This is a genomic window from Thermococcus sp. (assembly GCF_027066465.1).
GTDB lineage: Archaea > Methanobacteriota_B > Thermococci > Thermococcales > Thermococcaceae > Thermococcus.
On record NZ_JAMONU010000111.1, the window covers coordinates 1 to 10263 of the forward strand.

Sequence of the window (10263 nt, forward strand, 5' to 3'; positions counted from 1 at the left end):
CACCTTTACTCAGCTTCTTCCAGCGCCAGAAGCCGTAGGTAATCCACTCCTCCGGAAGGCCAAAGCGCTTCCTCCAGTGCTCCAGAGCCTTCCTCCACTTCTCCCATAGCTCGGGCTTTTCCTTCTTGAGCCTCTCGAATTCTGCCAGCGAAGCGCTCGGGCAGAGGAAACAGCCTATCCTGTCGAAGCCCCTCTCGTAGAGCGGATTGTAGGGAAGATTCCTACTGAAGATGTAGAGCCACACCTCAATCGCGCGCCAGTGGAATATCGGCGACGCACCTATCTCGTTGGGCACCCACTCGTTCCTCCACACGCGGGGCTGCTTAAACCTCTTTATGCTCTCGTACTTCCTCTGACCGACGAACATGAGCACTCCTTTCGGGTAGTTCTCCTTTATCGCCAGAGTTATCGGGCCGAGCTTGGTGACCTTACAGCACCAGCGGTAATCGCGACCCGGCGGTGAGAAAACGTAGAGCGCCCTCCAGAAGGCGTCTCCAGCGTCCGCAACGACGAACTTTATACCCTTCGGCTCAAGCTCCTTCCTCAGCTTCTCCACGTATTCCACAGTTTCCGGAAACTCTATTCCGGTGTTGTTGAAGAATACGGTAAAGTCACTGCCGAACTCCTCCAGAGCCAAACCGAGAACGGCCAGGCTGTCCTTTCCGCCGGAGAAGGCAACGGCTACAGGTAGGTCCGAGTATTTGCTGGCAACCCTCCGCATGAACTCCCTGCTTTTCATGACTTTCTCTTCGAGCGCTATCGAATTGGCTCTCAGAACGTCCTCCATCGTCGCCTTTCTTCCCTCGCGGTAGTTGACGCTCTTCTGCCTCTTGGGCTTGACCCCCGTTCCGCGCTCGCCCCTGATTAAGGCGAAATAGTCCTTCTTCGCTATTCCAGTCGCGAAGACCTCGCCGTCCTCTGAGACGAGAATCACGTCGTCGTTCACCCTTATGCTTGGGTCAGCGTCAAGAACGCCGACAGCCAAAAGATTGGCCCCGTTCTTTATCGGCTCGACGGCGCCTTTATCGACTATAACCCACTTCTTCATGCTCTTTCCAAAGCGCTTCCAGAGCGCTATGGCTCCTTCAACCTTCAGGCCTGCCCTCCAGTGGAGCTCAAGGGGGTCGAACTTGAGGTATCCAAAGACGTAGCCGTCCACGATGATTTCGTAGGCCTCATCTTCGCTCGGAAGCTTGTTGAGGAGGACGACCTTCCCGTCGAGGACTTCGCCAACGTCCACTCCAAAGTGCTCCCTGAAAACAGATTTTATTAACTCTAAATCCTTCTCAAAGGCGAACCTCAAATCGCCGGGAGGGGTTATGTTCAGCCTGAAGACGCCCTCCTTTCCGTGAATGGCACAGCTATCGCCTATGAGCGGAACGTTGCACTTCCCGCACCAGTTTATGTAGGCCTTGCCCAAAAATACGGGTCTCCCCATGCTCCCACCTGAGCCTGAAAGGGTGAGCGGGTTTATAAAGGCAATTGACTCAAACTGAGCAAATCAAACTAATCATGTTCACCGCAGTAACACTTATAAGCCCTTTAATTCTTTTTAGTGTGATAGTTAACTGGAGGTGATAGTAATGGTTGCCTTTGCGGGGGCCGTTCTCATAATTCTCGGAGCTTTTCTTTTGGTGATGCTCCTTCTGAGCGTTAAGGTGATAAGGCCGTACCAGAGGGGCCTCGTTGAGAGGCTCGGAAAGTTCAACAGAATCCTTGACCCGGGAATACACTTCATAATTCCCTTCATGGAGCACGTAAAGGTCGTCGATATGCGCGAACACGTGGTTGACGTTCCGCCGCAGGAGGTTATATGTAAGGACAACGTCGTCGTCACCGTCGATGCCGTCGTTTACTACCAGATTCTCGACCCGGTTAAGGCCGTTTACAACGTCAGCAACTTTCTCATGGCCATCATCAAGCTCGCACAGACGAACCTCCGTGCCATCATAGGTGAGATGGAACTCGATGAGACGCTGAGCGGAAGGGACATCATCAACGCTAAACTCAGGGAGGAGCTTGACAAGATAACGGACCGCTGGGGAGTTAAGATAACCCGCGTCGAGATACAGCGCATAGACCCGCCGAAGGACATTCAGGAGGCAATGGCCAAGCAGATGACGGCCGAGAGGGAGAAGAGGGCAATGATACTCCTCGCAGAGGGTAAGAAGGAAGCCGCGATAAAGGAAGCTGAAGGCCAGAAACAGGCGGCGATACTGAAGGCGGAAGGTGAGAAGCAGAGGCAGATTCTCATAGCCGAAGGTCAGGCCCAGGCAATAAAGAAGGTTCTTGAGGCCCTTAAGATGGCCGACGAGAAGTACCTAACGCTCCAGTACATCGAGAAGCTCCCGGACCTCGCCAAGTACGGCAACCTGATAGTCCCCTACGACACCGAAGCCCTCATAGGTCTCCTCAGGATTATCCAGAAAGTTAAAGAGGCCCCTCTACCAGTGCCGGGTGAAAGCCAGAAGGAAGAGAAGTCCGAGTCCAAAGGCTGAAAAGCGGGTGGTTGACATGGGGTGGCTGTTTCCCCTCTCCCTTTTAATCCTCGGCCTGCTCATAATAGTCCTCGACATGATGGTAACGGCCTTTATTACCCCAATAGGCGTTGCCTTGGCAGTGCTGGGGATACTCCTTGGCCTGGGACTGAACTTCGAGGAGAGCTTCACGGTGGCCCTGATAGCGTCGGTTTTGAGCTACATAATAGTAGGCAGGTACATCAGGAGGGACGTCAAAGACATCGGGGTCAAAAAGTACACCTTTGAACTCAAGGGAAAGCGGGGTCGGGTCGTTGAGAAGGGGAAGGAATACTACATAGTGGAGCTCGAAGGGGACAGGTGGATTGCCCTCAGCGACGAGGAGCTGAACGTCGGCGATATCGTGAAGGTAATCGACGTCGACGGCGTCAAATTGATTGTGAAGAAGGTCCCCAAGTGAACTTTCTGTGGAGGATTCTTCCGTTCACAACGGTCATCTCAACGTCGCTCCCCCTCGCGGAATACACGAGGAGGGAGTACAGGTTTTCTAAGGGCTTGAACCACGGTTTATCTGCCTTTATAAGGACTAAATCCGCCAGGTAGCCCGGTTTCAGGAGTCCCGCCTTTACGCCGAGTGCTCTGGCCCCAAACAGAGTTGCCATCCCAAACAGCTCCCTCGGAGGAACAGCGTGCGCCCTTCCGGCAGTCAGGTTAGCCACGATTCCGGCAGTTCTCATCTCAAGGAAGGGGTCTAGGATTCCGGTTGGATTCGGCGAGTCGTTGCCCAAAGCCACGTTGAGGCCGAAGTCAAGGAGTTTCCTCAGACCCACCGTCCGCGCCTCAAGCTTGACGTTGCTCGTCGGGCAGTGGACGATGCTTGAGCCAGCTTTGGCCAACCTCTCGAAGTCAGAATCGTCCAGGTAAACGCCGTGGACACCAATTAACCTTTCGTTCAAAAACCCTGCCCTTTTGAGAAGACCAACGGGCGAAAGGCCATAGTGCCTTTTAACCTCAGAAACCTCCGCTTCGCTCTGGGCGAGATGGATGTGAACCCTTGCGCCGGTTTCCTCAGAGAGTTCTGCAATTTCCGTCATCAGCTCAAGCGAAACGGTATTGGTTGCGTGCGGTGCCAGAGTGGGCGTTACGAGCTCGCTCCTGTTCCGCCAGCGCTTGAAGAACCGAAAGCCCTCCTCAGGACTCGCGAGGGGAAAATCAATCTTGTCCATAACTGTCTGTCCAACGAAAGCCCTTATGCCAAGCCTCTCCGCGACCTTCGCTATCTCATCAGCGAAGAAGTAGTGGTCGTTTATCGTTGTCGAGCCGTTCATCAGGGCCTCCCTGATGCCAAGTTCGGCCCACCTGCGGATTTCTCTCCTCGTCCACTTCAGCTCCATCGGCCAGATGATTCGTTCGAGCCACACTTCAGTCGGCAGGTCCTCACCCAGACCCCTGAACTTCGTCATGGCTACGTGTGTGTGGGCGTTGATTAAGCCGGGGATTACTATGTAGTCCTTTCCTCCGTAGACCTCCTCAACGCCCCATTCGCCGACTTCCTCCTCTGGGACTATTGCGAGTATCTCGTTTCCCTCAACGACAACGGCCCCTCTCGTGACGGATTCGTAGTCCACGAGGACTCCCGTGAGTGCAAACCTGCGCATAATTGAATATTCGGCAGTCAATAACTTAAATTTTTTGTCGAGATGACATTAAAAGGCCCAAAGAATTTAAATTCAATAACGAAAACCATACTCCATGCCTTGGATTATGGTTGTTGAATCAAGGGTCACTGCCCTGGGCCTGTGGTTGAATAGCCTCTTCTGATTGGGTTAGCGTTATAAACCCCCGCCGAAAAGCTTTTGGAGGTGGTAAGGGTGATTGATAAGGTTTACTGTGCCGACGTTAAGCCCGAAATGGAGGGAAAGAGGGTTAAGCTCGCCGGATGGGTTTACAGGAAGAGGGAAGTCGGAAAGAAGGTCTTCATAGTGCTTAGAGACTCAAGCGGAATCGTTCAGGTGGTTTTCTCCAAGGAGCTCAACGAAGAGGCCTACAGGGAGGCCAAGAAGCTCGGCATTGAGTCAAGCGTCATCATCGAGGGAACCATTAAAGCTGACCCGCGCGCTCCTACCGGGGCGGAGGTTCAGGCCGACAAGCTCGAAGTAATCCAGAACGTTGACTTCTTCCCGATAACGAAGGACGTTAGCCCGGAGTTTCTGCTCGACGTCAGGCACCTGCACCTCCGCTCGCCCAAGGTCGCGAGCATAATGAAAGTAAAGGCCACGCTCGTTCAGGCCGCTAGCGAGTGGCTCCTCCAGGACGGCTGGTACGAGGTCTTCCCGCCGATACTCGTTACCGGAGCAGTGGAAGGCGGCTCGACGCTCTTCAAGCTCAAGTACTTCGACAAAACCGCATATCTAAGCCAGTCGGCCCAGCTCTACCTTGAGGCTGCTATATTTGGCCTTGAAAAGGTCTGGTCCCTCACGCCGAGCTTCAGGGCCGAGAAGAGCAGGACGAGAAGGCACCTCACCGAGTTCTGGCACCTTGAACTTGAAGCCGCATGGATGGACCTCTGGGACATCATGAAGGTCGAGGAGGAGCTCGTGAGCTACATGGTTCAGCGCGCGCTTGAGCTCAGAAGGAGCGAAATTGAGACATTTAGAAAGGATTTAACCACGCTCAAGAACGCCGTTCCGCCGTTTCCGAGGATAAGCTACGACGAGGCCATAGAGGTACTCCAGAGCAAGGGCGTCGAGATAGAGTGGGGCGAGGACATGGGGGCTGACGAGGAGAGGGTTCTTACCGAAGAGTTCGAGGCCCCGTTCTTCGTCTACGGCTATCCAAAGGGTATCAAAGCTTTCTACATGAAGGAGGACCCGGAGGACCCGAGGAAGGTTCTCGCGGCGGACATGCTCGCGCCCGAAGGCTACGGTGAGATAATCGGTGGCTCCCAGCGTGAGGACGACTACGACAAGCTCGTGCAGCGCATTTTGGAGGAAGGAATGGACCCGAAGGATTACGAGTGGTACCTCGACCTCAGGAAGTACGGCTCCGTTCCGCACAGCGGCTTCGGCCTCGGCCTTGAGAGGCTCGTCGCGTGGGTCCTCAAGCTCGACCACGTGAGGTGGGCCACGCTCTTCCCGAGAACGCCGAGCAGGCTGTATCCGTAGCAACCTTTGCGCAGGCAAAGGTTGACCAAAGTTCGTAGCTCCTCACAACGGGCCTGTGTGATGCCCTATTTTCTTCAAGTTTTCTTTGAGCATCCCAAAGGAGAACTCTCTTGAAAAGCCCTTACAAAAGGGTTTACTCCTTCCTGACGCCCTTCAGGTGTCGGTTTAAAGTTAAACCAATAGCAGAAGGGCAAGTTGATAAAGTTCTCACGCTCAAACAGCCATTGGGTGAGAAAATCCCCAAAACTTGGCCTCTAAAAGGAGCTACAAACAGTCTCAAACTTCGTGCTCAGCCTTTGGGAAAGGCTGGCAAAAAGAGCGCCTTTCTATCCAAAGAACAAAAAACAGTTGTGCACTAACCAAGTACAGCATTGATTGAGGGTTAAACACTAAATGAAGTCTTCAGAGTAGTTCAGCATCCGAAAGGCGCCTTTAAAGAGTGAGACACTCAGCAGATGGAGCAAATCCAGTCTCCGAAAATTGCACTTCTAAACTTCTAAAAAAGCACTTACTCTTCAGCCAGCGCTTGCGAAGCAGGGGCTATTGTGGTGCCGGGGCGGGGCTTTGAACCCCGGACCTCTCGGTTTCTCAGGCTCCCCCGAAGGGGAGCGGCCCTATGAGCCGAGCGCTCTGACCAGGCTAAGCTACCCCGGCACAGCCCGAGCGCTCGACCTATACCTTTCGGCGGGCGTTTTTAAATCTTTCGCTAATAGTAGCCGTAAGCGTAGGCCCAAGTGAGCTTCCTCTTTATGACCCGGCCGTAGTAGTAGCCTATGAGCATTCCCACTATTAGACCGCCGAGGTGGGCGAAGGCGTTTACTCCCGGGAGAAAGCTGTTTATTAGGAAGAGCACGAACGCGTTTATTATCGCCATCTGCATGTTTCCGCCAAGGACACCGTTGATTAGTATCAGCGCCCCCGCGATACCGAAGAGAGCCCCGCTCGCACCTGCGCTGATAACGTTCGGAGGAAGCAGGAGCAAGGTGAGCAGATTGCCCGCGAGTCCGGAGACGATGTATATCACAACGACTCTCTTAGGCCCGAGAATTCTCTCAAGCTGACTCCCCATGATTAGGAGGAAGTACATGTTGAAGGCTATGTGGATGATGCTGACGTGGACGAACATCGCAGTGAATGGCTGCCACCAGGCTCCAAGGTGAAGGACCGCGTAGTTCCACTGACCGAGCACCGCCAGAACTCTCCCGCTGATGCTTATCGGGTTTCTGCTGAGTATTGCTTCAAACACGTAGACCGCGACGTTTATGAGGAACAGTGTAAAGGTGGCCTTCCCGTAGCGGTAGAAGTAGCGTTCAAGACTCATTCCCCAGCTCCTCCAGGATTATTTTGAGGATTCTCTCGTTCGCAACGGCGATGACGTTGGTGTTAACCTCTGCCTTCAGCTCAAACTCGAGCGGTTCTCCCCTCTCGTCGGTTACTATTCCCCCGGCTTCCCTCACGAGCATGACCCCGGCCGCTATGTCCGTTGGCCTCACGTAGTTCCTTATGTCGAAGACCCCGTCGAGCGAGCCCTTGGCGGTGTAGGCCATTTCAACGGCTATCGCTCCAAGAACACGGACCCGCTTAACCCTCTTCACGAGACCGAGACATTTACCGCGCGTGTAGAAGCTTATGGCTTCCTTTCCGGGTTCTGGCGTATTAACGTGGATGGGCCTTCCGTTGAGGTAGGCTCCTTCCCCTGGAATCGCCTCGTAGAATGCCTTCGGGAAGAACTCGTAGATGGCCCCATAGACGGGCTTCCTTTCTCTGAAGACGGCAAAGCTGAAGGCGAATATCGGGATTCCCATCGAGAAGTTGTATGACCCGTCGAGGGGGTCAACGACAACTGTGTAGTCGCTTCCAACGTCTATCTCCCCGACCTCCTCGCTCACTATGTTGACGCCGAGCGGTTTGAGGTGCCTTATAATCAGGTCCTCCGCGACCTTGTCGACGTATTTTGTTACATCCCCGCTCACGTTCGTTCCGACGTTTTCACCGGCTTTCTTCGTGCCGAAGAGAGGCATTATCGTCTTCTCCAAATCCTTCGCCATGTTGAGCGCAATCTCGTTCCAGGCAAACTCCATACGAATCACCTCAACAGGGTTATGAGCAGGTTCCTCGTTCCGGGGCCGAAACCGAGTATGAAAATTGTGAGCTTAATGAAGTTTATAAGCTCGGGGTCCTCGTCCTTCATGAGCCTGTCGAGTATGTAAACCACGACCGTTATTATCACGAACTTCTCAAGGTACATAACAGCAGGCGTGTGAAAGATGCTCATCAGCGTCCTAGCGAGAACGTGCTGCTCCCAGAATCCGAAGAACTGAATTCCAACGAAGGTCGTCGTCGCGTCGTAGAAGTGGGTGTAGTAGAGAACTTTGTTGTTCCTTACCAGCTCGAACTTCTTTGTGAGAAGCCAGATAAACGTTTCCGCAACGAGAAGGCTCGGAATGAAGTATTTGAAGAACCCCCACCTAACGGAGACCCTGTTCCAGTTAATAACCATTATGAATAGCAGACCCGCGACGAGAACCCACCCGAAGTCGCGGTAGATTGAATACAGCCTTTCATCGGGACCGAGATGCCTCCAGACTGCAAAGAGGGACGCTATTGCAAAGCCTGCTATAACAAAGTAGCCCCCGGGACTGACGGTGAGATAGGTTCTTGGGAGCAGGCCGATGTCGGTCATGCTCCTCATCAGAGGCCCGAGGATTATGTAGGGCATCAGCGAGATGAAAAAGCGCTCATCCACGCGGATTCTCATTCTCTTGAGCATTTTGTACAGGAGGAGAACCGCGATACCGAGGATTACGGCGTACGTGAGCGTGTTCACGATGTTGTAGCCCTGATTGTATTTTATTGGGGCGACGAAATACTTGTAAAAAAACTCGTAGAGTCCCATTCGACCACCATAGACGGTTGTTCCGATAGCCTTAAAGCTTTTCCTTCCGAGAGGTTAGGGGTGGGAGAATGAAGGGGTTACACCTCATGCAGCTCCCCCGTGAGGTTCTGCTTGGAGAGAACTTGAAGGGGGAAGTCCTCAGCGTTGCGAGACGGCTCGGCCTCGGTGAGAAGGTCGTCATACTCTATGGACCGAAGACAAAGGAGATAGCGGGTAAAGACGTTGAGAGGAACCTCAAATCCAAATACGAAGTTGTCCCGCTCACCATTAGAAAAGGCGCAACGATGGAAGAAGTTGAAAGAACTATCAACCTGATAAAGGACGAAAGCGCGGACTGGGTCATAGCGGTTGGCGGCGGAAGCATAATAGACGTCGCCAAGCTGGCTTCCTTCAAAACGGGCGTTCCCTTCGTCAGCTTTCCAACGACCGCTTCCCACGACGGCATAGCAAGCGCCAACGCCTCGATAAAAGGGTTGGGGGCCAAAACCTCGATTAAGGCCATTCCCCCCGTTGCAATAATAGCGGACGTCAACGTAATCAAAACCGCCCCGTACAGGTATCTAGCGGCCGGCGTCGGCGACACCATAAGCAACCTGACCGCCGTGAGGGACTGGCAGCTGGCCCACAGGATTCGGGGAGAGTACTACAGCGAGTACGCCGCGTCGCTGTCCCTGATGAGCGCTAAGATGGTGATAAGGAACGCCGACATAATAAGGCTCGGAAACGAGGAGAGCGTGAGGAAGGTTATAAAGGCCCTTATCTCAACGGGCGTCGCTATGAGCATAGCCGGCTCTTCAAGGCCTGCAAGCGGAGCCGAGCACCTGTTCAGCCACGCCCTCGATATACTCCTCGATAAACCCGCCTTACACGGCGAGCAGACGGGACTGGGGACGATTATCATGGCCTACCTCCACGGTATGAGGTGGGAGCGCGTTAGGGAAACCTTAAAGAGGGTCGGCGCCCCAACTACAGCGTATGAGCTTGGAATCGAACCCGAGGTTATAATCGAGGCCCTCACGATTGCCCACACCATAAGGCCCGAACGCTACACAATCCTCGGAAAGGACGGCCTGACGAGGGAAGCGGCGGAGAAAGCCGCTAAAATAACCGGGGTCATCTGACGGTTATCCTCATAAAACGGGGAGGTGTTTGAAATGGCCATAATCACGTTAGTTGGTGAAAAGCTCGCAAAACCGGGTGTTGAGTTCATATTCTATGGACCCGCCGAGCCGTGCAAAACCTGCAAGCTCGCCGGGGTGTGCGTAGGGAACCTCGAGCCTGGGAGGAGGTATAAAATACTCCGCGTAAGGAGTATGCCCTCGCACTCCTGTCCGCTGCACGAGGGCAAAGTCCGCGTCGTCGAGGTCGTCGAACCGAGCATTGAGGTAGCGATTGAACCCAGACTGGCGATAGTTGGCTCGATAATACAGCTGAAGTTCGAGGACTGCAACGACCCCAAGAAGAGAGACCTCTTTAAGCCGGAGGGCCTCTTCGAGGGCGACCACGTGAAAATAATCGAGGTAACCGGCGAAGTGGAGTGCAACGGAAAAACGTATAAAATAGTCAAGGTCATGCGCAAAAAAGACTAACCCGCAAAGATGACCCTTTCCTTTTCAGTCCTGACTTTGTATGCCCTTATTTTTCCTTCGAGGAAGAGCCTTATTGCTTCAAGGGTCTTTTCCATCCTCAGGAACTCTTTTCTGGCCTCTTCAACGCTGACCTCCTC

Annotated in this window: 10 protein-coding genes and 1 tRNA gene; 5 read left to right on the plus strand and 6 right to left on the minus strand. The window is 53.6% G+C overall.

The genetic code is table 11. The features are described 5' to 3' along the window. The coding region (locus MVK46_RS05150; RefSeq protein ID WP_297535576.1) for a phosphoadenosine phosphosulfate reductase family protein at positions 1-1438 on the minus strand (1438 nt) is incomplete at its 3' end. A 145-nt stretch (positions 1439-1583) separates the two neighbouring features. On the opposite strand from MVK46_RS05150, the gene MVK46_RS05155 reads away from it, so the two are divergent. Both MVK46_RS05155 and MVK46_RS05160 read left to right on the plus strand, forming a co-directional pair. Further along, on the plus strand, positions 1584-2498 hold the full coding sequence (locus tag MVK46_RS05155) for an SPFH domain-containing protein (RefSeq protein ID WP_297535577.1): 915 nt from the start codon (positions 1584-1586) through the stop codon (positions 2496-2498). 16 nt (positions 2499-2514) lie between these two features. Beyond that, positions 2515-2937 carry an NfeD family protein gene (locus MVK46_RS05160; RefSeq protein WP_297535578.1) on the plus strand — a complete coding sequence of 141 codons (423 nt, stop codon included), beginning with the start codon at positions 2515-2517 and terminating at the stop codon, positions 2935-2937. Here the strand turns inward: MVK46_RS05160 and MVK46_RS05165 are convergent. Continuing rightward, complete coding sequence (locus MVK46_RS05165) at positions 2906-4135, minus strand: amidohydrolase (protein ID WP_297535579.1); 1230 nt, start codon at positions 4133-4135, stop codon at positions 2906-2908. The genes MVK46_RS05160 and MVK46_RS05165 overlap by 32 nt on opposite strands. A gap of 213 nt (positions 4136-4348) precedes the next feature. Between MVK46_RS05165 and asnS the strand changes: the two genes are divergently transcribed. Further along, a complete protein-coding gene (gene asnS / locus MVK46_RS05170; protein WP_297535580.1) occupies positions 4349-5641 on the plus strand; it encodes an asparagine--tRNA ligase in 1293 nt (430 codons plus the stop codon). Between the two features lie 546 nt (positions 5642-6187). Here asnS and MVK46_RS05175 read toward each other — a convergent pair. From MVK46_RS05175 to MVK46_RS05190, 4 genes are all read right to left on the minus strand, one after another. Next, a tRNA-Met gene (locus MVK46_RS05175) sits at positions 6188-6295 on the minus strand. 52 nt (positions 6296-6347) lie between these two features. Further along, entirely contained in the window at positions 6348-6962 is a 615-nt protein-coding gene (locus MVK46_RS05180; RefSeq protein WP_297535581.1) for a rhomboid family intramembrane serine protease, read from the minus strand. Continuing rightward, positions 6952-7722 (minus strand): bifunctional fructose-bisphosphatase/inositol-phosphate phosphatase, encoded by a 771-nt coding sequence (locus MVK46_RS05185; protein ID WP_297535582.1) that lies wholly within the window; start codon positions 7720-7722, stop codon positions 6952-6954. The genes MVK46_RS05180 and MVK46_RS05185 overlap by 11 nt, the downstream gene beginning before the upstream one ends. Before the next feature lie 5 nt (positions 7723-7727). After that, positions 7728-8537 (minus strand): DUF63 family protein, encoded by an 810-nt coding sequence (locus MVK46_RS05190; protein ID WP_297535583.1) that lies wholly within the window; start codon positions 8535-8537, stop codon positions 7728-7730. A 68-nt stretch (positions 8538-8605) separates the two neighbouring features. Here MVK46_RS05190 and MVK46_RS05195 point away from each other — a divergent pair, with 68 nt between their 5' ends. Continuing rightward, positions 8606-9658, plus strand: a complete 1053-nt coding sequence (locus MVK46_RS05195) for an NAD(P)-dependent glycerol-1-phosphate dehydrogenase (protein WP_297535584.1) — start codon at positions 8606-8608, stop codon at positions 9656-9658. Positions 9659-9691: 33 nt separating this feature from the next. Beyond that, positions 9692-10126: a UPF0179 family protein gene (locus MVK46_RS05200; protein ID WP_297535585.1), complete on the plus strand. Its 435-nt coding sequence runs from the start codon at positions 9692-9694 to the stop codon at positions 10124-10126. The last annotated feature ends 137 nt before the right edge of the window (positions 10127-10263 follow it).

Coding starts and splice junctions, on each gene's coding strand:
- MVK46_RS05155 (WP_297535577.1), top strand. CDS start 1,584: ATGGTTGCCTTTGCGGGGGCCGTTCTCATAATTCTCGGAGCTTTTCTT.
- MVK46_RS05160 (WP_297535578.1), top strand. CDS start 2,515: ATGGGGTGGCTGTTTCCCCTCTCCCTTTTAATCCTCGGCCTGCTCATA.
- MVK46_RS05165 (WP_297535579.1), bottom strand. CDS start 4,135: ATGCGCAGGTTTGCACTCACGGGAGTCCTCGTGGACTACGAATCCGTC.
- MVK46_RS05180 (WP_297535581.1), bottom strand. CDS start 6,962: ATGAGTCTTGAACGCTACTTCTACCGCTACGGGAAGGCCACCTTTACA.
- MVK46_RS05185 (WP_297535582.1), bottom strand. CDS start 7,722: ATGGAGTTTGCCTGGAACGAGATTGCGCTCAACATGGCGAAGGATTTG.
- MVK46_RS05190 (WP_297535583.1), bottom strand. CDS start 8,537: ATGGGACTCTACGAGTTTTTTTACAAGTATTTCGTCGCCCCAATAAAA.
- MVK46_RS05195 (WP_297535584.1), top strand. CDS start 8,606: ATGAAGGGGTTACACCTCATGCAGCTCCCCCGTGAGGTTCTGCTTGGA.
- MVK46_RS05200 (WP_297535585.1), top strand. CDS start 9,692: ATGGCCATAATCACGTTAGTTGGTGAAAAGCTCGCAAAACCGGGTGTT.